Source organism: Burkholderia sp. SJZ089, from assembly GCF_007828315.1.
In the GTDB taxonomy this organism is placed as follows: domain Bacteria; phylum Pseudomonadota; class Gammaproteobacteria; order Burkholderiales; family Burkholderiaceae; genus Burkholderia; species Burkholderia gladioli.
Genome location: NZ_VIUM01000027.1, coordinates 66,452 through 88,997 on the forward strand (window position 1 = coordinate 66,452; position 22,546 = coordinate 88,997).

Annotated in this window: 14 protein-coding genes; all 14 read left to right on the forward strand. The window is 71.1% G+C overall.

Translation table 11 applies throughout. The annotated features are described in order from the left end of the window. Position 1: 1 nt before the first annotated feature. The 14 genes from FB600_RS33755 (at position 2) to FB600_RS33820 (ending at position 22,456) form a co-directional block, all read left to right on the forward strand. On the forward strand, positions 2–1,528 hold the full coding sequence (locus FB600_RS33755) for an efflux transporter outer membrane subunit (protein WP_241171112.1): 1,527 nt from the start codon (positions 2–4) through the stop codon (positions 1,526–1,528). Between the two features lie 65 nt (positions 1,529–1,593). After that, positions 1,594–3,000, forward strand: coding sequence for an FAD/NAD(P)-binding protein (locus FB600_RS33760; RefSeq protein ID WP_096751782.1), 1,407 nt, complete (start codon positions 1,594–1,596; stop codon positions 2,998–3,000). A 55-nt stretch (positions 3,001–3,055) separates the two neighbouring features. Continuing rightward, positions 3,056–11,989, forward strand: coding sequence for a non-ribosomal peptide synthetase (locus tag FB600_RS33765; RefSeq protein WP_145757636.1), 8,934 nt, complete (start codon positions 3,056–3,058; stop codon positions 11,987–11,989). Next, positions 11,986–12,765 carry a sulfotransferase family 2 domain-containing protein gene (locus tag FB600_RS33770; protein WP_080742149.1) on the forward strand — a complete coding sequence of 260 codons (780 nt, stop codon included), beginning with the start codon at positions 11,986–11,988 and terminating at the stop codon, positions 12,763–12,765. Before FB600_RS33765 ends, FB600_RS33770 begins: the two co-directional genes overlap by 4 nt. A gap of 4 nt (positions 12,766–12,769) precedes the next feature. Then, positions 12,770–13,648, forward strand: a complete 879-nt coding sequence (locus FB600_RS33775) for a TauD/TfdA dioxygenase family protein (RefSeq protein ID WP_145757637.1) — start codon at positions 12,770–12,772, stop codon at positions 13,646–13,648. 77 nt (positions 13,649–13,725) lie between these two features. Next, a complete protein-coding gene (locus tag FB600_RS33780) occupies positions 13,726–14,574 on the forward strand; it encodes a class I SAM-dependent methyltransferase (RefSeq protein WP_036051945.1) in 849 nt (282 codons plus the stop codon). A gap of 75 nt (positions 14,575–14,649) precedes the next feature. Further along, positions 14,650–15,390: an ATP-grasp fold amidoligase family protein gene (locus tag FB600_RS33785; RefSeq protein WP_164467700.1), complete on the forward strand. Its 741-nt coding sequence runs from the start codon at positions 14,650–14,652 to the stop codon at positions 15,388–15,390. A 13-nt stretch (positions 15,391–15,403) separates the two neighbouring features. Continuing rightward, positions 15,404–16,420 carry a sulfotransferase family protein gene (locus FB600_RS33790; protein ID WP_036051943.1) on the forward strand — a complete coding sequence of 339 codons (1,017 nt, stop codon included), beginning with the start codon at positions 15,404–15,406 and terminating at the stop codon, positions 16,418–16,420. A gap of 26 nt (positions 16,421–16,446) precedes the next feature. Beyond that, the gene (locus tag FB600_RS33795) at positions 16,447–17,265 is read left to right on the forward strand and encodes a transketolase (RefSeq protein WP_046578512.1); all 819 of its coding nucleotides are present in this window, start codon (positions 16,447–16,449) and stop codon (positions 17,263–17,265) included. Beyond that, a complete protein-coding gene (locus FB600_RS33800) occupies positions 17,262–18,215 on the forward strand; it encodes a transketolase family protein (RefSeq protein ID WP_105821213.1) in 954 nt (317 codons plus the stop codon). Before FB600_RS33795 ends, FB600_RS33800 begins: the two co-directional genes overlap by 4 nt. Further along, positions 18,212–19,321 carry a hypothetical protein gene (locus FB600_RS33805; protein WP_145757638.1) on the forward strand — a complete coding sequence of 370 codons (1,110 nt, stop codon included), beginning with the start codon at positions 18,212–18,214 and terminating at the stop codon, positions 19,319–19,321. The genes FB600_RS33800 and FB600_RS33805 overlap by 4 nt, the downstream gene beginning before the upstream one ends. Then, positions 19,318–20,448: an acyltransferase family protein gene (locus FB600_RS33810; protein WP_096751774.1), complete on the forward strand. Its 1,131-nt coding sequence runs from the start codon at positions 19,318–19,320 to the stop codon at positions 20,446–20,448. The genes FB600_RS33805 and FB600_RS33810 overlap by 4 nt, the downstream gene beginning before the upstream one ends. A 40-nt stretch (positions 20,449–20,488) precedes the next feature. Continuing rightward, a complete protein-coding gene (locus tag FB600_RS33815) occupies positions 20,489–21,583 on the forward strand; it encodes a phosphoserine transaminase (protein WP_096751773.1) in 1,095 nt (364 codons plus the stop codon). Between the two features lie 57 nt (positions 21,584–21,640). Further along, a complete protein-coding gene (locus FB600_RS33820) occupies positions 21,641–22,456 on the forward strand; it encodes a galactosyltransferase-related protein (RefSeq protein WP_145757639.1) in 816 nt (271 codons plus the stop codon). Positions 22,457–22,546 lie beyond the last annotated feature (90 nt).

Genomic DNA, 22,546 nt, shown 5'->3' on the forward strand with positions numbered 1-22,546 from the left:
CGTGATCCATCGATCCATCACTCTTCGATCCGTGAGGCATCGCGCCACCGGCGCCGCGCGAGTCCCGCGCCTGGTGTGGCTGGCGCGCGCGAGCGCGCTGTCGTGCGCCGCCGCGCTGGCTGTCGCGCTGACCGGCTGCGCGGCCGGCCCCGACTATCAACGGCCGGCCGTGACCGTGCCGCAAGCCTGGAAGATCGATCCGGCATACGCCAACTGGCACCCGGCCGAGCCGTCGCGCGCCTCGCTCGACGACGCCTGGTGGACCACGTTCGGCATCGTCGAGCTCGACGAGCTCGAGCGCCGCGTGCTCGAGCGCAACCAGACGCTGCGCGAGGCCGCCGCGCGTTACGACCAGGCCCGCGCGCAGTTGTCGGCGGTGGCCGCCGCGCGCCTGCCCGAAGCCGGCGTCGGTCTTGCCGCGCAGCGTCGCCGCATTTCGGCCAATCGGCCGCTGACCGAATACGACTCGCCGAACTATTCCACGGTGCAGAACGATTTCGAGGCGGGCGCGTGGCTGTCGTGGGAGGTCGACCTGTTCGGGCGCGTGCGCCGTTCGGTCGAGGCTTCCGTGGCCGACACCGAGCAGTCGGCCGACGACCTGGCCAATGCGCGGCTCGCCTTGACCGCGCAGCTCGCCTCGGCGTATTTCGCGCTGCGCGCGCTCGACGACGAGCGCTATATCGTCACCCATTCGATCGAGTGGCAGCAGAAGGCGCTCGATTTCGTCCAGCAGCAGTGGAAGTTCGGACAGGTGTCCGAGCTCGACGTGCTGCAGCAGCAGACCGAGCTCGACGCCACCCGCGTGCAGTTGCATCTGCTCGAAACCCAGCGCTCGCGCTACGAACACGTGATCGCCACCCTGGTGGACGAGCCCGCACCGCAGTTCTCGCTCGCGCCGAATCGCGAGGCCTATGCACTGCCGGTGCTGCCCACCGGAATGCCGAGCGACTTGCTGCAGCGGCGTCCCGACGTGGCCGCCGCCGAACGCGCGATGGCCGCCGCCAACGCGCGCGTGGGCGTGGCGAGCGCGGCCTATTTCCCGAGCCTCGTGCTGTCGCCGTCGATCGGCTGGCAAAGCGCGCAGTTCGCCACGCTCGCGACGGTGCCAAGCCTGGTCTGGTCGCTCGGCGGGTCGATCGGCGAGACCTTGTTCGACGGCGGCCGGCGCGCGGCCCGCAAGCGCTTCGCGAGCGCCGGTTACGACGCCGCGCAGGCCCGTTATCGCGCCTCGGTGCTGACGGCCTTCCAGGAGGTGCAGGACGCCGTCACCGGCCTGGACGTGCTGGAGGCGGCGGCGCAGCAGTCGCGCCGTGCCGTCGACGACGCGCGGCGCCTGCTGGCGCTCGCCAGCGCGCGTTATCGGAACGGCATGGTCACCTACCTGGACGTCATCGAGGCGCAGCGCGCGGCGCTGGCCGGCGAGCGCGAGGCGGCCCGCATCCGCGGCATGCAGGCCGATACCGTGGTGCGGCTCGCGAAGGCGCTCGGCGGCGGCTGGCAGGCGCCGCAGGCCTTGGCGACGCGCTAGCCGCCGCGCGGGCCAGGCGGCATGAACGATCTTTCCCCCAGCTTGCGAATCGAGACGAGGAAGGCATGACGACAATTGCGATTATCGGCGCGGGTTTTTGCGGCGCGACGCTGGCGATGCACTGGCTGCGCTCGCCGCCGGTGCGGCCGCTGCGGCTGCTGCTGATCAACCGCTCGGGCGCGATGGCGCGAGGCGTGGCCTACGGCACGCGCACGCTCGACCACCTGCTCAACGTGCCCGCCGGGCGCATGAGCGCCGACGAGGCCGACGTCGACGATTTCCATCGCTACGCGCAGCAGCGCGATTCGCGCCACACCCGTGCGAGCTTCGTGCCGCGCCGTCTCTACGGCGACTACCTTGAGGCCCGCCTGACCGAGGGCATCGAGCGGGCCTGCGAGGGCGTGAGCTTTCTCAGCGTGGTCGGCAGCGCGGTGGCCATCGCGCCGCCGCGAGGCGAGCGGCCCGCCGCGATCACGATGGCCGACGGCGAGGTGATCCATGCCGATTGCGTGGTGATCAGCAACGGCAACCAGATGCGCGGCGAGCCGCCCGCGGGCAGCGTGCCGCGCGAGGTCCTGGAGAGCGGGCGCTACGTGAGCGATCCGTGGCGGCCCGGCGCGTTGAACGGCATCGACGGCGCGGCGCCGGTGCTGCTGGTCGGCAGCGGGCTGACCATGGTCGACGTGGTGCTCGGCCTGCGCGCACGGGGACACACGGCGCCGATCCGCGTGGTGTCGCGCCACGGGCTGCTGCCGCAGGCGCATCGCGAGATGGATGCGCCGCCGCACTACGACGGGCGGCTGGCGGCGGCGATGCTGGCGCGTCCCGAGGTTCGCCATTACCTGCGGATGATGCGCGAGGCGCTGGCCGAGGCGGCGAGCACGGGCCGCGACTGGCGCGACGTGATCGGCTCGATTCGCGAGGCCACGCCGCTGCTGTGGCGCCGCCTCGCCGATCGCGAGCGGCGCCGCTTCCTGCGCCACCTGCGGGCCTATTGGGACGTGCATCGTCATCGCTGCGCGCCCGGGCCCGCGGCCCTGCTGCATGCCGAATTCGAACGCGGCTCGCTGGTGCTGACGGCCGGGCGCGTGACCGGCTATGCATGGCGGCCGGATGGCATCGAGCTTGCCGTGCGCCGGCGCGGCGCGGATGTGCCGGAGCCGCTGCGTGTCGCGGCGGTGATCAACTGCACCGGCCCGGCGCCCGACTTCGGCGACGCGCCGGATTCGCTGTTCGGCCGCCTGCACGCCGACGGGCTGATCCGGCGCGACGCGATCGGCATGGGTTTCGCCGTCGCCGACAGCGGGGCCGTGCTGGATGCGAGCGGCACGGCTTCGGACTGGCTCTACTACGTCGGCCCCTTGCTGCAGGCGCGTGACTGGGAGGCCACGGCGGTGCCGGAGTTGCGGCGCCACGTGCGACGGCTCGCCGAAACCCTGGTGCTGCCGCAGCGCGAGCGCGTGCCGTGCTGAGGGCGGGCAAGCGCGCGGCAGGGCCGCATGGAATATCTGTCAAATAGGATTACTGATGGACAAGGCAGGCAACATCAACGCGATCGAACCGATCGCGGCGCTGCGTGGACGATTGGCGGCGCATCTCGGCATGAGCGGCACGGAGCCTGACGAAGACCTGTTCGAACGCACCGTGCGGACGATCGAGCCGGCACTGCTGGTGAGTATCGTGCGCGAATGCGTGGCGCCCGACGCCAAGCGGATCGACGTGCTCGGCTGCGGATCGCTTCATGAACTGTCGAGGCTCGGCGAGCGCGCCGCGGCATCGAGGCAAGCGCCGCGCGATCAGGCAGGCGACGCGACGCACGATGACGTGCTTCTCCCCGCGCCGGGCGCCACCCGGGATCCGGTGCGCGATGCCGCCCGGGCCTGCGCGGCCGCGATGCCGGGCGACGCGCCGGCATCGGCGTCGGAACGCGACATGTGGCTGGCCGAGCAGGTCCAGGATGGCGCGGCCTACCATCTGTCGTTCGCCCTGCGCTTCGACGCCGCGCGCGACGGGCGTCTCGATCCCGATCGGATGCGTCGCGTGATCGCGTCGATCGCGGCGCGCCATCCGATGCTGCGGGCGAGCTTCCACGGCGAGGGCGCGGCGCTTCGCCGGCGCGTGCGGGAGACGATCGAGCTCGACTGGTCCGAGGCGGAGGTGGCGCCGGCCGACGAGGCGACGCTGCGCGCCGCGCTCGGCGCATTCGCGCGGCCGCGCTTCGCGCTCGATGCCGGGCCGCTGTTCCGCGTGCGCCTGCACCGGTTCGGCGAGGCGGGCGACGTGCTGCAGTTCGTGGCGCACCACATCGTGTTCGACGCGCCTTCGCGTGTGATCGTCACGCGGGAGATCGTGGATGCTTATCGTGCGCGCGATGGCATTGGCGTAAGCGCTGCCGCGGACGCAGGCCATGTCGATGCACCGCCGCCGTCGGCGCCCGCCGTCGAGGCGCTGCGCGACTACTGGCGCACCCGGCTCGCCGACGTGCCGCATCTGCTCGAGCTGCCGACCGATTTTCCGCGTCCGGCCGTGCGCGACGGCGTCGGCGCGGTCGCCGCGCGGCGCCTGCCCGCCGCGCTGGCCGAGCGGCTTGCCGCGGTTGGTGCCGCGCACGGGGCCTCGCTGTTCATGGTGCTGCTGGCCGGCTGGCAGATCCTGCTGCACCGCTACAGCCGGCAGCCTGCGTTCGTGCTCGGCACGCCGATGTCGCTGCGCGAGACGGGGCGCGACGACGCGAAGGTGGGCTACTTCGCCAACCCGGTCGTGCTGCGCGCGGCCATCGACGACGAGGCGCCGTTCAGCGCCTTGCTCGCCAGGGTGGCGAGCGACACGCTCGACGCCTACGAGCGGCGCGCCTTGCCGATCGGCGAGGTGATCGAATTGGCCGGCGCCGCGCGAGGCACCGCTCACACGCCGCTGTTCCAGGTGATGTTCGAATTCCACAACGAGCGCCGCGACGACGGGCAGGGCGAGCTGCCGCCGGCGGTGCCCCACGACGCCGGCGCGGCCAAGTACGACCTGAGCCTGGAGATCGCGCATCACGCCGACGGCCTGGCCTGCATGGCCGAATACGCCACCGCGCTGTTCGCGCCGGCCTCGATCGCCGGCATGCTCGAACAGTACGAAGTGCTGCTCGGCGAGATCGCGGCCGCGCCCCAGGCCAGCGTCGCGACGCTCGCCTGCACCCCGCCCGCCGATCTCGGCAGCATCGAGCGCTGGAACGCGACAGCATGCGAGTCGCGCGGCAGCGCGCTGATCCACGAGCGCTTCGAGGCCCGCCGCCGCGCCATGCCCGACGCGCCTGCGCTGCGCCTGGGCGAGGCGATGCTGACCCACGCCGAACTGGGCGAGCGCGTCGACGCGCTGGCCGCCCGCCTGCTTGCCGTGACGGGCGGTGTACCGCGCCATGTCGCGCTGTGCTTCGAGCGTTCGTTCGAGATGCTGGTGGCGATGCTGGCCACCCTCAAGGCCGGCTGCGCGTATCTGCCGATCGATCCTCGCCTGCCCGACGAGCGGATCGACTTCATGCTGCGCGACAGCGACGCGGCCCTGTTGCTGACGGTCGAGCCGATCCGCCGCGCGCGCTTCGCCGCGCACGCGATCGAGGTGCTGTGCCTCGATGCGGCCCAGCCGCCCGCCAAGCCGGGCGCGGCGCGCGCGATGCCGGCCGTCGCGCCCGAGGCCACCGCCTACCTGCTCTACACCTCGGGCTCCACCGGCCAGCCGAAAGGCGTGGCCGTCACGCACGCGAACGTGACCAACCTGCTCGACGCGGTGCAGGCCCGCTATCCGCTCGGTCAGGGCGACTGCTACCTGTTGAAGACCAACTACGCGTTCGACGTCTCGGTGCCGGAGCTGTTTGGCTGGTTCGTCGGCGATGCCTCGCTCGCGATCCTGCCGCCGGGCGACGAGGGCTCGCCCGACCTGATCATGGCGGCGATGTGCCGGTTCGGCGTCACGCACGTCAATTTCACGCCGTCGATGCTGCGCCTGTTCGTGCGGGAAGCCGCCGCGGACCCGGTTTTCCAGGCGCGGCACCGGCTGCGCCACGTGCTGGCCGCGGGCGAGGAGCTGCCGGTGGCGCTGGCCAATAGCGCGCTGGCGGTGCTGCGGCCCGCGGCGATCGAGAACGTCTACGGCCCCACCGAGGCGACCGTGTTCACCACCGCCTACTCGCACGCGGCGCCCCTCGCGAGCGCGCGCGTGCCGATCGGGCGGCCGCTGGGCAACTATCGCGTGCACGTGCTCGACCGCCTGCTGCGGCCGGTGCCGGTCGGCATGCCCGGCGATTTCCACATCGCCGGCGCCGGCGTGGCGCGCGGCTACCTCAACCGCGACGCGCTGAACGCCGAGCGCTTCCTGCCGGATCCGTTCACGCCGGGCGGCAAGCTCTACCTGACGGGCGACCTCGCGCGCTGGACCCACGACGGCCAGATCGAGTTCCTGGGGCGCGTCGACCAGCAGGTCAAGATCCGTGGCTATCGCATCGAGCTCGACGAGATCGAGACGGCCCTGAACGCCCATCCGCTCGTCGCGGAAGCGGCCGTGGCGGTGCGCCGCGACGACGACGGCCGCGCGCAACTGGTGGCGCACGTCGCGCTCGCGCAGGGCGAGGGCGCGGCCGATCCGGCGGCCGCCCGCGAGGCGCTGGCGGCCGCGCTCCGGGCGAGCCTGCCCGACTACATGGTGCCGGGCGCGTTCGGCTTCGTGGCGGCGCTGCCCAAGGGCATCGCGGGCAAGCTCGACCGCCGCGCGCTCGCCGAGCTGGCGCTGCCGGACCCGGTCGGCGATGCCGGCGGCGCGCTCGCCCCGCGCAACGCGACCGAACGCGTGCTGTGGGAGATCTGGCGCGCGGTGTTGCGCGCCCCGGCACTCGGCGTGACCGACAATTTCTTCGAACTGGGCGGCGATTCGATCCTGTCGATCCAGGTGGCGGCACGTGCGCGCCAGCAGGGCATCGCCTTTTCGGCGCGCGACCTGTTCCGCTTCCCGAGCATCGAACTGCTGGCCGCCAACGCGCGCCACGAGCCGGTCCACCCGTCGGGCCACGGCGCGAGCCAGGGCGCCGCGCAAGCCAGTGCGAACGAGATGCCCTTGCTGCCGATCCATCACGGCTTCTTCGCGATCGACGAGCAGCACGTGGATCACTACCAGCAATCACGGCTGCTGGACGTGCCGGCCGAGCTCACGCCGGCATTTCTCGAGGCATGGCTCGATACGCTGGTGGCCGACCACGACGCGCTGCGCCTGCGCTTCGTGCGCGATGCGTCGGGCTGGCGGGCCAGCTTCGCCGCGTCGGCGTCGCGCGAGGACAGCGCACGCCTGATGTGCCAAGACGATGTCGGCCAGGCACCCGACGGCACGGACGAGCCGGCGCTGTTCGCCGCCGCGCGGCGCGCCGTTCGGCTTGCGGGCGGGCCGCTGTTCGTGGCGGCGCTGGCGCGCGCCGGCGCGCGGCGCGGCCGGCTGTTGCTGGCCGCCCATCACGCGGTGATCGACGGCGTGTCGTGGCGCGTGCTGCTCGACGACCTGCGCGCTGGCTTCACGCAATGGCGCGCGCAGGGCGGCATCGAACGCCGCGCACGCGGCAACGGCTTTCAGGCCTGGGCGCGCGCGCTGCTCGCGGCGCGCCACAGCGCGGCCTTGCTGGCCGAGCGGGAGCACTGGCTGCGCACGCTGCGCGAGCCGGTCTCGCCCTTGCTGCCCGATCGCGGCGGGCCCGCTCGCGAGAGCCGGCAAGGCACGCGCATCGTCGAGGTTGCGCTCGACGCGCAGGCGACGCGCGAGCTGCTCACGGGCACACATCACGCCTATCGAACCCAGACCGTCGAACTGCTGCTGGCCGCCTTGCTGATCGCGGCTTGGCGCTGGCGCGGGCTCGACGCGCTGCGTATCGCGCTGGAGGGCCACGGCCGCGAGACCGAGGCGCTCGCGCACTACCTGCCCGAGCACGAGCCACCCGCGCTGGGCGAGACGCTCGGCTGGTTCACCAGCTATTTCCCGCAGCGTCTCGCGCTGCCCGCATCGCAGGGCGAGCCGGAGCTGGCCGCGACCATCGCCGCGGTCAAGACGCAGTACCGCGCCACGCCCCGGCACGGCATCGGCTACGGCGTGCTGCGCCATCTCGCGGCCGATGCCGAGCTGGCCGAACTCGCGACGCGCAACGCGCCGGAGATCGTCTTCAACTATCTCGGCCAGTTCGACGTGAGCGCCGACGAGGCGGCCGACATCCGGGTGCTGAGCACCGTGTCGCGCGACGACATCACGCCCGATCGACCGCGCGAGCACCGGCTCGGCATCAACGGCGGGGTGGAGGACGGCAGCCTGCGTTTCGAGATCGACTACGCCTGCGAGTGCTTCGATGCCGCCGACGTCGAGGTACTGGGCGCCTGCTTCGAGGTGGCGTTGCGCGAGCTTGCCGCGCATTGCGCCGCGCAAGCGGGCTGGTGCCCGATGCCGGCGGATTTCCCGCTCGCCGGCGCGAGCCGCGACGAGCTGGCGCGCTGGCACGCCAGCCAGCCGGCGCTCGACGCGCTGTATCCGGCCACCGCGATCCAGTGGGGCATGGTGTTCCATAGCCTGATGCCGAATCACGCCAGCGCCTACGTCAACCAGGTGCACATGACGCTCGGCGAGCACGTCGAGCTCGACGTGCTGCGGCGCGCCTGGGAGGGGGTGGTGGCGCGCCACGCGGCCCTGCGTACCGCCTTCGTCGGTTTCGAGCGCGAGCAGCCGCTGCAATTGGTGGCCGCCTCGGTACCGTTGCCGTGGCGCGAAACGGATCATCGCGGTCTCGCCGCCGAGCCGCGCGAGGCGGCGTTCCGCGCGCTGCTGCTCGCCGATCGCGCGACGCCTTTCGACTTCGGCCAGCCGCCGCTGATGCGCTTCCAGGTGATCCGGCACGATGCCGGCCGCCGCTTCGTCTGGACCTATCACCACGCGATCCTCGACGGCTGGAGCCTGCAGTTGATCTGGGCGGACCTGGCGCTGGCCTACGCGGCGCTGGCGGCCGGGCGCGAGCCGGTGCTGCCCGCGGCCGTGCAGTTCGGCGAATACGTGGCATGGCGCGCGGCCCGGCCGCTCGACGAGGATCGGCGCTACTGGCGCGAACAGCTCGGCGCGCGCACCGAGCGCACCGTGCTCGCGATCGAGCAGGCCGGCCTCGAGGCGCGAGCGGCCGATGCCGCGGTGGTGACCCGCGAACTCGACGAAGTCGGCACGCGGCGCCTCGTCGAGGCGGCGCGGCGCAGCAGGGTGACGCTCGCGGCCGTGCTGCAGGCCGCCTGGGCGTTGGTGATCGGGCGTCACGGCGGGCAGTCCTCGCCGCTGTTCGGCGTCACCACCTCCGGGCGCGACGTCGAGCTGCCGGGCATCGACACCATGGTCGGCCCGCTGATCGCGACGCTGCCGGCGCGCGTCGACATCGACCCGCGGGCGACGCTCGGCGACTGGCTGCGCACGGTCCATGCGCGGCACGTGGAGCGCGAGTCCCACGGCCTGCTCGATCTCGTCGAGATCCAGCGCGAATCGGGCGTGCGCGCCGGGCAACCGCTGTTCGACACGCTGCTGGTGGTCGAGAACTATCCGGCGGCCGAGCACGACGCGCGCGCGGCGCTGGGCATGCGCGACTACGACTTCATCGACGACACCCACTACGGGCTGACCGTGACGGTAAAACCCGGCGCCCGCCTGCATTTCGACATCGCATTCGATCGTACGCGGTACCACATCAAGGACATCGAGATCATGACCGACCATCTGAACGCGGCACTGAACCGCCTTCCCGACCAACTCGAACAGCCCGTCGAGGCCCTGCTCGCGGGCGGGAGCCCGGCACCGGCGCCGGCATCCGGCGAGGGGCTGAGCCGCACCTGCCGGCAGGGCGAACTGCGCCTGGGGCGCAACCTGGTGCCGCACCTGATCGAGGATCACGCGGCCGACACGCCCACCCGCTGCGCGCTCGTCTGCAACGGCAAGCGCTATACCTACGACGAACTCAATCGCGCCGCGAACCGGCTCGCGAATCGCCTGATGCAGGCCTGCCCCGAACTCGGCACGGATTCGCTGGTCGGCCTGCGCATCACGCGCAGCGACCGCCTCGCGGTGGCCGTGCTGGCGATCTGGAAGATCGGCGCGGCCTATATTCCGATCGATCCGGTGCTGCCGCCCCAGCGCATGCAGGAGATGCTCGAATCGGCCGCCGCGACGGTGGTGATCGCCGATGCCGCGGTGGCCGCCGTCGAGCCGGCCACCGCCGGCGTGAGCCGCTTCGTGTTCGAGGAGCTGGCCGCGCCCGACGCGACGCTCGAGCACAACCCGGACGTGCACGTGTCGGGGCACGACCTCGCCTACGTGCTGTTCACCTCGGGCTCGACCGGCAAGCCGAAGGGCGCCATGATCGAGCACATCGGCATGCTCAACAACATCGTCAACAAGGCGCACGACATGCGCATCGACGCGCAGTGCCGCGTCGCGCAGAACGCGTCGATGAGCTTCGACGTGTCGGTCTGGCAGATGTTCATCGCGCTGGCCCAGGGCGGCACGACCTTCGTCTACGACGATCGCACCGTGCACGACATCGACGGGCTGCTGCGACGGCTCCACGACGATCGCATCACGATCCTGGAGGTGGTGCCCACCTACCTGCTGGCGCTGGTCGAGCATCTCGAGGCGCACCCCGGCCTGCCGCGGCCCGAGGCGATGACCTACCTGATGGTCAACGGCGAGACCATCGATGCCGCGCTGCTGCAGCGCTGGTTCGCGCTGATGCCGAACACCCACGTGTTCAACGCCTACGGGCCCACCGAGGCCTCGGACGACATCACCCACCACCTGATGTCGCCCGGCGACGTGATCGAGAATCCGGTGCCGATCGGCCGCGCGCTCGCCAATTTCGACATCTACATCGTCGACGAGCAGTTGAATCCGGTGCCGATCGGCACGCGCGGCGAGATCGTGGTGACCGGCGTGGGCGTGGGGCGCGGCTACGTGGGCATGGCGGGGGCCACCGCCAAGGCCTTCGTCGAGAGCCCGTTCCCCGACCGCTACAAGGGCCGCCTGTACCGCACCGGCGATCTCGGCGTGATGCGCGAGGACGGCGTGCTGATGTTCCACGGCCGCAAGGACCGGCAGGTGAAGGTTCGCGGCATGCGCATCGAGCTGGAGGAGGTGGAGGCCAGCCTGCGCGCGATCGAGGCCGTGCGCCAGGCCGCCGTGCTGCTGATCCAGCCCGAGCGGGGCGAGGCCTTCCTGTGCGCCTACGTGGTGCCGCACGAGGTCGACCAGCGCGAGGCGATCGTCGAGGCGCTCAAGGCGAAGCTGCCGCCCTACATGGTGCCCTCGGTGTTCCGCTTCGAGACGGCGCTGCCGCAACTGCCGAGCGGCAAGATCGACCGCAACCGCCTGCGCGAGGAATTCCGCCACGAGCCGTCGCGGGTGGCGCGCGTCGCGCCGCATACGCCGGTGCAGTGCCGGCTGACCGAGGTGTTCGCCGAAGTGCTCGGCCACGACGGCTTCGGCATCCACGACGATTTCTTCGAGCTGGGCGGCGACTCGTTCAAGGCGATCCGGATCGCGGCCAAGTACGGCGCGCCCCTGGAAGTGACCGACATCTACGATCATCCGAGCATCGAGGCGCTGGCCGAGTACCTGGAGCGCGCGCCCACCGAGTCCGGCTCGGTGGTGCTGATGGCGGGCGACACGGCGCGCGCGAAGGCCGTGCTGGTGTGCGTGGCCAATGCGGCCGGCGGCCCGGTCAGCTTCGTCGACATCAGCCGCGCGGTGGGCCAGCACGAGTCCGACCTGGCCTTGTTCGCGGTGAAGCTGCCGCGCACGCCGGTGGGCGACGACGCGGCGTTGCTGGCCGAGATTCGGCGCCTGGCCGGCCAGGTCTGCGACGACGTGTTGGCGGCCACGACGCTGCCGGTGATCGTGTTCGCGCAATGCAACGGCTCGGCGCTGGCGATCGCGATCGCACGCGAACTCTCGCGCCGCAAGGCCGACCTGCGCGCGCTCTGCATCGGCGGCGCGCTGATGCGCATGCGTCACGGCAAGCCCGATACCCGCAGCGACGCGCAGATCTTCGCCTTCCTCGGCGGCATGGGCGCGACCCTGCCGGCCCAGGCCGACGAGCAGGCCTTCTTCCTGCACGATTTCCGTTACGACAGCTGGCTCGCCGACGTCTACTACGATCATCTGAACGACGAGATACAGGCCGGCGCGCTGGAGGCGCTGGACGTGCCGGTGTGGTGCATGGTGGGCACCGAGGACCCGCTGGTGGAGGGGTACGCGCAGCGCCACGAGGACTGGCTCAATCTTGGCCGCCAGGTGCGTCTCGTCGAGTACGCCGGCATCGGCCATTACCTGCTGCGCGACTGTCCCGACGCGCTGGCGCGCGCGCTCGGCGACGTCTGGCGCGACGCCGCGCAGGCCACGCAGGCCACGAACAGGGAGGCCGTGGCATGAGCGCGTCGGGCTCCCGCATCGCCTTCGTCCATATCCCGCGCACGGCCGGCACCGCGTTCGGCGAGCATCTCGACCAGCTCCACGCGGGCGCCAGGATCGCGAAGTTCTACGTCGACGACGAGCATCCGGTGGTGAACGGCCGGATCGATGCGTATCGCGCGCTCGACGAGGCGGACAAGGCCTCGTACGCGATGCTGCGTGGCCATTTCCCGTATGGCTTCGACGACAGCGAGCACGGCAGCCGCTACGTGACGCTGCTGCGCGAGCCGGTCTCGCGGCTCGTGTCGTACTACTTCTACGCGCTCAAGGAGCCGCTCAACTACCTGCATGCGTACCTGTTCCAGCGCCGCATCGGGCTCGAGCGCTTCCTCGCCAGCGAGGCGAGCATCGATCTCGACAACGCCCAGGTGCGGGCCGTCTCGGGCGCGCATTTCGATTCGCCGCGCGCGCGCGTCGGTCCCGAGCACCTGGAGATGGCCAAGCACAACCTGGTCGAGCGGTTCGCGGCTTTCGGCCTGACCGAGCGCTTCGACGAATCGATGCGGCGCTTCTGCGCGCGCTTCGGCTGGCCCGCGGCCGGCGTAGAGCGGCGCAACGAGGGCAGCTACGCGCGCGACCTGACGCTGAGCCCGGCCTGCCGGGAGCATGTCGAACACAGCAATCGCTTCGACATCGAGTTGTACCGATTCGCGCTCGAACGCTTCGACCGGGAGGCCGTCCCGGCCGTTCACGACGAGCTTCGAGACACCGACACTGCAAGGACTACAAGGAGCTGAGCCCATGACCACCCTGGACCTGAGGCCGCTGAGCGGCACCATCGGCGCCCAAGTGCGCAACCGTACGCTGGCGGGCATCGTCGAGCACGGCGGCATCGAGGAGATCCGCGCGGCGCTGCTGCGCCACAAGGTGCTGTTCTTCACCGACCAGCCCGCGCTCGAGGTCGACACGCAGATCGCGTTCGCGCGCCTGTTCGGCGAGATCGAGACGAATTTCCCCTCGTTCTCGGCCAAGCCCGACGGGCGCCCCGAGGTAACGGTATTCGACGCCGACGTGCCCAGCGGGCGCGCGTCGATCTGGCATACCGACCTGAGCGTCGCGAAGGCGCCGACCGCGCTGGGCGTGCTGTGCGTGATGGAGACGCCGGCCAGCGGCGGCGACACCATGTGGGCCGACCTCGAGGCCGCCTACGAGAGCCTGTCGCCGGGCATGCAGGCCTTCCTCGAAGGCCAGCGCGCGGTGCACGACATGACCACCGAGCAGTATTCGCAGCGCCCGGGCGCCTTCCAGGGCAAGGGCCGCACCGACATCGACCTGAGCAACCTGTTCGGCGCGGAGCACCCCGTGGTGCGCGTGCATCCGGAGACCGGCCGCAAGTGCCTGTTCGTCAATCCCTTCATGACCTCGCACCTGGCGGGTTTCCATTCCGCCGAGAGCGCGACGATCCTGAACTACCTGTATGCGCAGATGGAGAAGCCGCAGTTCACGGTGCGCTGGCACTGGTCGAACGGCGACGTCGCGCTCTGGGACAACCGCTGCACCATGCACACCGCGGTGGACGACTACGGCGCCGGGCGGCGCTTCGCGCGGCGCGTGTGCGTGCGCGGCGACGTGCCGTTCGGCGTGACCCGCGAGGCGGCCACCGCCGCCGAACCTGCCTGACGAGGTCGCGCGAGGCGCGATCGATTGCGCCACGGCCGGCAGGGCCGTGGTTCTCCTACCTGAATCCGAACCTCATCATGAACTCATCGACCATGCAATCCGGCGTCGACTTCTCCGGCTCCGTCTATCTCGCCTCCAGCACCGTGCGCGCGGTCGCGCAGCGCCTGAACTGGCGCGCGAAGGTGCTCATCAGCGGCTATGAGCAGGATTTTCGCGGCAAGCGCGTGCTGGATCTCGCCAGCCACGACGGACGCTTCATGCACGCCGCGCTCGCACACGGCGCGGCCAAGGTGGTGGGCGTGGAGGTGCGCGAAAGCCACCTCGACGCCGCGCGCGCGAACCTGGCCCAGGGCGGCCATGCGCGCGAGCGCTACGAGGTGGTGGCCGGCGATCTCGTGGAATACCTGCGCTCGGTCGAGCCGGGCGGCTTCGACACGATCCTCTGCTTCGGCGTGCTGAGCCACCTGATCGAGCATATCGACGTGATGCGCGAGATCGGCCGCATCGCGCCGGGCGCCTTCATCCTCGACACCTGGGTGGCGCGCGAGCGCTGGAACCTGCGCGAGCGGCTGCGCAACCGCCGCGTCAACGCCTTCGTGCGCAACATGCAGCAGGGCGGCTTCGGCAAGCGCTCGCTGCTCACGCGCATGCAGGGCTGGTTCGACGACGTGCTGCCCAGCGAGCGCAGCCGCACCGGCAACCTGGTGCTGCTGTACGAGGACGCCGCGGCGCCGGGCGCCACCGCGCGCCAGAGCGGCCTGATGGGCTGGGCCAATCGCTCGGCCGTGGAGATGCTGTTCGATCATTACGGCCTCGATCACGAGCGGGTCGACTGGCACGCGCAGGGCCTCACCGACTGGAGCGAGCTCGAGGACTACCGCAGCGGCTCCCGCGAGAGCTGGGTAGCCCGTGCGCGGCGAGCCTGAGGGAGCGCGCCCGTGAGCACGACCTTCCGAGACAAGGTGCGCGAGCGCTGGCCGCACTACGACGATCGCCGCGGCATCTTCCAGGCCGGCGCCACGCCCGACGAAATGCGGCGCGTGGCGAGCGAGACGCAGCTCGACTGCAAGCTGACCTGCCGCACGCATCTGCAGGCTTTCGAGGCCTACCTGCCGAAGCTGTATTTCCAGGGCGACGTGGCCGACTGCGATTTCGCCGCGCTGCCGCCACGCTACGTGATCAAGCCGCGCTGCCAGACCGGCGTGCTGATGCTGATGGATCGCGGCACCGACCTGAAGACGGGCGCGGCGTTCGCGCCCGAGGAGATCCGCGCCTTCTTCGCGCGCCAATGGTGCTATCGCGGCCTGAACAATCACGTGATCGTCGAGGAGATGGTCGAGAACCGCGACGGCTCGCCCTGCGTGTCGCAGTTCAAGTGCCTGACCTTCCACGGTCGCGTGGAGTACATCCACTACGTGAGCGTGGGCTACGACCTGGGCTGCGTCGCCTACGACTACGACCGCGACTGGCGGCGCGCCGCGCTCTATCACAGCGCGCAGCCGATCGAGCGCGAGATCGCGCGGCCGGCGCACTTCGACCGTGTCATCACGCTGGCCGAACAGCTCGCCGACTATTACCGCGGCTGGACCGGCATCGAGCACGTGCGCGTCGACCTGTTCGATTCGGACCGCGGGCCGGTGTTCGGCGAGTACGCCGGCGGCACCAACGGCGGCGAGGGCTTCACCGACGAGGCGCAGCGGCTGCTCGGCGCCTTGTGGCGAGGCGGGCCCGGTCCATCCTGACAGGAGTGCAAGCATGACATCCGCCGATTCATCCGGCCCGGTGTGCGTCAAGCAGGTGCTGCGGGTCCGCCATGCCGATTCGACCCGCATGGTGCGCCCCGGCGACTTCGACAGCCGCGTCGTCGCGCGCCACGCCTCGCTGGCCGAGTTGCCCGAGCGCGCGCGCTATGTGCCGCTGTACGCGGACTGGCGCGCCGAGCGGCTCGTTCATGGCCGCTGGGAGGGCGATGCCGCGTTGAGCGACGTGCCCTTCCTCTACCAGCATCAGCGCCGCCATGTGCAGTGGCTGGCCGAGCTGCCGTTCGAGCGGCTCGACGCCTGGCACGACGATGCCGGCCTGACGCCGACCTTCGTGTTCTCGATCGGCCGCTGCGGCTCCACGCTGCTGTCGCGCCTGCTGGCCGCCGCCGGCGAGCCGGCGATCTCGGAGCCGGACGTGCTGACCAACGTCGCCTGGGTCGACGACGACGCCGAGCTGGCGGCGGCGCGGCGCTGGGGGCCGAGCGTGGTGCGCGCCGCCGTGTGCGGGCTCGCGCTCGCGTGCGGGCGCGCGCCGGTCATCAAGCTGCGCGCGCGCTGCAACCGGGCGGTGGACGTGTTTCTGCAGGCCTTCCCGCAGGCGCGTTACGTCTTCATGTTCCGCGAGCGGGACGATTGGGTGCGCTCCACCTCGCGCGCGTTCGGCGAGCGCGGCGAGACGCTGGCCGAGCTGCTGAAGGTATCGGTCGAGGCCTTCGACCGCCTGCATCGCGCCGGCGTGCGGCCCCAGCCGGTCTGGTACGAGGACCTGCTGGCCGGCCCGCTGCCGGCGTTGCGGCGCATCGTGTCCGATCCGGCCGCCCTGGCGGCGCGCGGCGACGCCATCGCCACGGCGCTGGGCAGGGACGCGCAGGCGGGCTCCGGCCTGTCTCGCGAGCGATTGTCGACGCGCGGCGCCGATGCCGAGGCGCTGGCGGCGTTCGATGCCTGCTGGCGCGCCATCCGCAGCGACGCGCTGCTGAGCGAGCACGGTCTCGCGCGGCTGCGCTGAACTGATTTCAAGAACCGGGAGATTCGATGAACCTCGAGATTCAGATACGGGAGAGCCGCAAGCGCGTGTTGACGATGCTGCACGGCGCGCAGGGCGGCCATTTCGGCGGCGCGATGAGCGTGCTCGACAGCTTGATGGTGCTCCATCACCGGATTCTCGACCGCGATCCGGCGCGGCGCGCCCAGGGGCGGGCGGATCGCCTGATCCTGTCGAAGGGGCATGCCTCGGTCGCGCTGTACGCGACGCTCGCCTCGGTCGGCGCGCTGCCCGAGGCCGAGCTGGCCAGCTACGGGCAGCACGGCGGCCGCCTGGCGTGCCATCCCGACATGAGCCTGTGCGACGCGATCGACTTTTCCACCGGCTCGCTCGGCCAGGGCCTGTCGGTCGGACTCGGCATGGCCCTCGCGCTGCGCGGCACGGGCGCGCGCGTCTGGGTGGTGCTCGGCGACGGCGAATGCCAGGAAGGGCAGGTGTGGGAGGCCGCGCAATTGGCGTCGCGCTACCGCGTCGACAACCTGCATGCGGTGCTGGACCTGAACGGTTACCAGGAGATGGGCTGGCACGGCATGCCGGGCATCGAGCCCGCGCCGTTGCCCGACGCGGCGCGCAAGTGGGAGGCGTTCGGCTGGCATGTCAGCGAGGCGCCGGGGCACGACGCGGCCGGGCTCGAGGCCGCGATGCGCGACATGCTGGGCCGGCGCGGCCAGCCCGGCGTGCTGCTGGCCCATACCGAGAAGGGCCACGGCATTCCGGCCTTCGCCGACGCGCCCGGGCTGTCGCATTGCCTGAGCCTGACCGAGGCGCAGTTCCGCGACGCCGTGATGGCGGCCGGGGAGCCGGCATGAGGCCCGCCGCCCATTGCGCGCAGGCGCTCGTCGAGCGGGCGCGGCACGACCCGCGGATCTGGGTGGTGGACGGCGACCTGGCCGATTCCTACGGTGTGGACCGCTTCGCGCAGGCGCACCCGGAGCGCTTCCTGATGGCCGGGATCGCCGAGCAGACCATGGTGTCGACCGCGGCCGGCATGGCCGCCTGCGGCTTGCGGCCGTGGGTGTTCTCGTTCGCGGCCTTTCTGTGCTTTCGCGCCTACGACCAGATTCGCGTCGGGCTCGCGCAGACCGGCGTGCCGGTCACGCTGGTCGGCTCGCACGCGGGCGGCTGCGGCGGGCCGAACGGCAAGAGCCACCAGGCGCTCAACGACATCGCGGCGATCGGATCGCTGCCGAACCTCGATATCTGGACGCCCGGCTGCGAGGCGGACACGCGATTCGTGGTCGACGCGGTGCTGGCGCGGGAGCGCCCGGCCTATCTGCGCTATCCGCGCGAACCGCTGGGCGCGTTGCCCGGCGAGCCTGCCGAATGTCGCTGGATCGGCGCGCGCGCGCGTTTCGCGCTGGTGAGCTGCGGGCTGTTCACGCACGTCGCGCTCGACGCCGCGCGCCGGCTGCGCGAGCTCGACGTCGATGCCGGCGTGATTCACCTGACGCGGCTCGCGCCGTTTCCCGCTGCCGAGTTCGCGGCCCTGCTGCGCGACGTGGATGGGCTCTGGGTGGTGGACGACCACACGCGTCGCGGCGGCCTGGCCGACCTGCTGCATGCCGAGGGGTTCGCGGTGTGCGACCCGGTGTTTTCCTGGCCGGCCGACTGGAGCGGCGATTTCGGGCCGACCGAGGTGCTGCTCAAGCGCCACGGGCTCGCCGCGGACGATATCGCCGCGCGCCTGGCCGCCGAACTGCGCGGCGGCGGGCGCGGGGCAAGGAGCGGCGCGCGGGCCGCCCGCGAGGCGGGCCGATGAGCGCGGATCTGCTGGTGACCGGCACCGGCTCGCTCGCCGAGGCCGTGCTGTTCGATCTCGCCACCCTGCCGGCGGGCGCGAGGCCGCTGCGGATCGTGCTGGCCGGGCGCAACGCGGCGCGCCTGGCCTGGCTGGTGCAGGCCACCAACGCGCGCGCCGTGGTGCATGGCACGCCGCATCGCGTGGTCGGCCATCGGCTCGACTGGGATGCGGCGGGCGCGCTCGACAGCCTGCTGGCCGCGCTGCGGCCGGCGCTGGTGTTCAACGTGGCCTCGCTGCAGTCGATGTGGGGGATCGCCGCCGGGCGCGATGCCTGGGCCGCGACGATCCGCGCCCAGGGCTATGGCGCGACGCTGCCGCTGCAGGTGGTGCTGGCGCTGCGCGTGGCGCGCGCGATCGCGGCGCATTCCCCCGGCAGCCGCCTCGTCAATGCCTGCTACCCCGACGCGGTCAACGAGATCCTGGTGCGGCTCGGCCACGATGTCGTGTGCGGCATCGGCAACGTGGCGACGCTGGCCGCCGCGTACCACGCCGAGATGGATCTGGCGCCCGGCGCGCGCCTGCGCATGCTCGCGCATCACTGGCATGTCGGCGCGGCGATCGCCGGGCACGGGCGCCGTCAGGCGCCGCGCGTCTGGGTGGATGCGCGGGCTTGCGAGGCGAGGGCCCTGCCGGATCCGCGGCTGCCCGCCGACGCGTCGCTGAACCGCGTCACCGGCGCGACCGGCGCCATGCTGCTGGCCGCGCTGCTCGGGCGCATCGCCAGCTACGCCGGCCATGCTCCCGGCCCGAACGGGCTGCCGGGCGGCTATCCGGTCGCGATCGAGGCGGGCCGGCTTTCGCTCGATCTGCCCGCGGGCCTCGAGCTCGAGGCAGCTGTCGCGCTGAACCGCGAATGGAGTGCCCGGGAGCATGTGGAACTGGACGCCTCGGGCACGGTGCGGACCGGCGCACGGGATGGCGAGGACGACATACCGGGCGGCGCGCCGCTGCCGTGCGTCTGGTCGATCGAGACCGTCGAGCAGGTAGCGCGGCAGATGCTGCGCACCCGCGCCGAATTACAGGCGGTGGCATCGCCGCCGCTCCAACAACAGGAAACCCAATGAACCAAGGCAAGCGTAGCAACGGCGTGGACATGCTGCGAGGCATCGCGATCCTGCTCGTGCTGATCCTGCATTTCCACCTGACCTATCGGCTGCATCTGCTGCCGTTCGACCTGCCATGGTTGTCCGACGCGATCAAGGCGGTGGCGCGCAACGGCAACTATGGCGTGACCATGTTCTTCACCGTGTCGGGCTTCCTCATCACCTCCACCTCGCTGCGCCGCTTCGGTTCGCCCACGCGGATCCGGCCCGGCACCTTCTATCGGTTCCGCGCCTCGCGCATCCTGCCCTGCCTGGTCCTGGCGCTGGCCATCATGGTGGTGCTGAGCCTGTTCGAGATGCGCTCGTTCGTGAACAAGCCCGACACGGCGAGCATGCCGGTGGCGGTGCTCTCGGTGCTGACGTTCTGGCACAACGTGCTGATGGCGCAGGTCGGCTACTTCAACTACGCGATGAACATCCTCTGGTCGCTATCGGTGGAGGAGGTGTTCTACCTGAGCTTCCCGATCGTGTTCCTGCTGCTGCGCCGGCCGCGCTACATCGGCATCTGGCTGGTGGTGCCGATCCTGTTCGCGCCGTATTACCGGAGCCTGCATGCCGAGGACGAGATCGTGGCGCTGTACGGTTATCTGTCGTGCTTCGACGCGATCGCGATGGGCAGCCTCGTGGCGCTGCTGCCGGCGCGACGCATCGCGCGGAGCACCGGCGTCGCGCTGCGCTGCGCGGCCGGCCTGGTGCTGGCCGTGACCTATCTGTCGGGGCCGATCATGCAGCACGTGGTGTGGGGGGTGTCGGTGGTCGCCCTGTGCACCGCCGTGCTGCTGTACTGCTTCCAGCACGAGGCGGCGAGCGCGCGGCCGGCACGCGCGTGGGGCGTGGCGCGCGTGATCCGCTGGTTCGGGCAGCGCAGCTACGAGCTCTACCTGTTCCACATCATCGTGCTCGGCGTGCTGCGCGAGTACGTGACGCGCGAGAACGTCGGGCTTTATGCGAAGCCGCTCTGGCTGCTGTTCTATCTCTGCGTGGCGGCGCTGGTCGCGCAGATCGTGTTCCGCCACTTCTCCGAGCCGCTCAACGCCATGCTGCGGCGCGGCGCGCCGCGTCCTGCCGCGGGCCTGCTCGAGAAATGACCCGTCATCGCCTCATCCAACGATCCAGGAGTCTTGCTCCATGCATCCCAATCAACTGAACTTCTCCGGCGGCCCGGGCGCGCTGCCCGACTGCGTGCTCGACGAGTTGCAGCAGGCGGTGGTGGCCCTGCCGGAGACGAAGCTGTCCGTGCTCGGCATGAGCCACCGTTCCCGGTGGTTCGCGCGGCTGCTGGAGGAGAGCGAGGCCGACCTGCGCGCGCTGCTGCGCATTCCCGACGACTACAGCGTGGTGTACCTGCAGGGCGGCAGCAGCCTGCAGTTCTCGATGATCCCGATGAACTTTCGCGTGCCCGGCGCGCCGCCGCCGGACTACGTGACGGGCGGCTACTGGAGCCGCAAGGCGATCGACGAGGCCTCGCGCGTGATGGCGATGCGCACCGTCTGGGACGGCGCGGCGAGCGGCTATCGCACGCTGCCGCGCCTGGCCGAGCTGGAGTGGGCGCCGCGCGCCTCGTATCGGCACTTCGTGTCGAACGAGACGGTGGAGGGCCTGCAGTTCCCGGCCGTGCCGGACGACGACGGCGCGCCGTGGGTGGCGGACATGTCCTCGGATTTCGTGTCCCGGCCGTTCGACGTCGGCGCCTACGGCATGGTCTATGCGCATGCGCAGAAGAATCTCGGGCCGGCCGGCGTGACGGTGGCGATCATCCGCAATGCCTTGCTCGAGCGCATTCCCGATACCTTGCCGCCGATGCTCGACTATCGCACCCACATCCGCCATGGCTCCAACTACAACACGCCGCCGGTGCTCGCGATCTACGTGATGGCGCGGGTGTTGCGCTGGATCCGCGACGAGGTGGGCGGCGTCGAGCGCATGGCCGAGCGCAACGCGCGCAAGGCGGCGCTGTTGTACGCCACGCTCGACGAGCTGCGCGAAGTGGTGGATGCGCACGCGCGGCGCGAATGCCGCTCCACCATGAACGTGGCGTTCCGTTTCCGCGACGCGCGACTCGATGCGCGCTGTCTCGAACTCGCGACCGAGGCGGGGTTCTCCGGTCTGAACGGACATCGATCGATCGGCGGCCTGCGCGCCTCGCTCTACAACGCCGTGTCGGAGCAGGCGGTGAGCCGGCTGACGGCCTTCCTGAAGGATTTCGCGCTGCGCCACGCCTGATGCGCGGCCGCCTACCCATACCCATGTCACGGCCGTCGGCCGGAGGAGATTGATCCCATGCTTTCCATCATTGTGACGTGGCGCAATCGCGAGGAACTGCGCGGCGCGCTGCCGGGGCTGGTCGAGACGGCACGGCGTGTCGGCGGCGAAGTGATCGTGGTGAACTTCGGCGGCGACGCCGAAGCCGTCGCGCGCCAGACCGACATGTATCGCGACGCGGTGCGCGTCGTCGAGCTGCGCGAGCAGCTGTATTTCCACAAGACGCGTGCTCAGAACCTCGGCGCGCACTTCGCGCGGCACGACACGCTGTTCTTCTGCGATTGCGACATCATCGTCGAGCCGGCCTCGATCGACGCGCTGGTCGCGCGTCTGGGCGCCGAGCCGGGCCGGTTCGCAACGCTGAAAGGGGTGCGAGAGACCGAACGCAATTCGCGCCAGGCGAAGAACGTGGTGCGGTTCGGATATCGGCTCGACGTGAAGATCCGCAACGGGCGCGAACTGGCGATCGTCGACAACGAGGAGGATGCGCAGGACGGCACGCGCCAGGCACCGGGGCTGCTGCTGGTGCGGCGCGACGATTTCCTGGCGGTCAACGGCTACAACGGCCGCCTGCACGGCTGGGGCTGGGAGGATCAGGACATGATCTCGCGGCTCACGCTGGGCGCGGGGCTCACGCGCATCCAGGAGGGCCATGCGCTGCACATCTCGCACGACGACCATGCGCGGATTTCGCAGTATCCGGTGACGAATCGCTGGGAAAGTCGCGACAGGATGTTTCGCCAGGCCCTGGCCTTCTACGACGACGACGATTTTCTCGGTACCTTCACGCAGGACGTCGAGCAGCTCTCGGGCGAACTCGTGGCGGTCGCATGAGCACGACGCTCGAACAATCCGCCTTCGCATCGCCGGCCGGCACCGCCAGCCGGATGGGCCACCTCGACTGGCTCGAGGCCGAGTCGATCC

Bases quoted from the DNA above. Each gene is read 5' to 3' on its own strand.
- FB600_RS33810 (WP_096751774.1), top strand. From the start codon at position 19,318: ATGAACCAAGGCAAGCGTAGCAACGGCGTGGACATGCTGCGAGGCATC.
- FB600_RS33765 (WP_145757636.1), top strand. From the start codon at position 3,056: ATGGACAAGGCAGGCAACATCAACGCGATCGAACCGATCGCGGCGCTG.
- FB600_RS33820 (WP_145757639.1), top strand. From the start codon at position 21,641: ATGCTTTCCATCATTGTGACGTGGCGCAATCGCGAGGAACTGCGCGGC.
- FB600_RS33805 (WP_145757638.1), top strand. From the start codon at position 18,212: ATGAGCGCGGATCTGCTGGTGACCGGCACCGGCTCGCTCGCCGAGGCC.
- FB600_RS33780 (WP_036051945.1), top strand. From the start codon at position 13,726: ATGAACTCATCGACCATGCAATCCGGCGTCGACTTCTCCGGCTCCGTC.
- FB600_RS33775 (WP_145757637.1), top strand. From the start codon at position 12,770: ATGACCACCCTGGACCTGAGGCCGCTGAGCGGCACCATCGGCGCCCAA.
- FB600_RS33800 (WP_105821213.1), top strand. From the start codon at position 17,262: ATGAGGCCCGCCGCCCATTGCGCGCAGGCGCTCGTCGAGCGGGCGCGG.
- FB600_RS33790 (WP_036051943.1), top strand. From the start codon at position 15,404: ATGACATCCGCCGATTCATCCGGCCCGGTGTGCGTCAAGCAGGTGCTG.
- FB600_RS33815 (WP_096751773.1), top strand. From the start codon at position 20,489: ATGCATCCCAATCAACTGAACTTCTCCGGCGGCCCGGGCGCGCTGCCC.
- FB600_RS33760 (WP_096751782.1), top strand. From the start codon at position 1,594: ATGACGACAATTGCGATTATCGGCGCGGGTTTTTGCGGCGCGACGCTG.
- FB600_RS33795 (WP_046578512.1), top strand. From the start codon at position 16,447: ATGAACCTCGAGATTCAGATACGGGAGAGCCGCAAGCGCGTGTTGACG.
- FB600_RS33770 (WP_080742149.1), top strand. From the start codon at position 11,986: ATGAGCGCGTCGGGCTCCCGCATCGCCTTCGTCCATATCCCGCGCACG.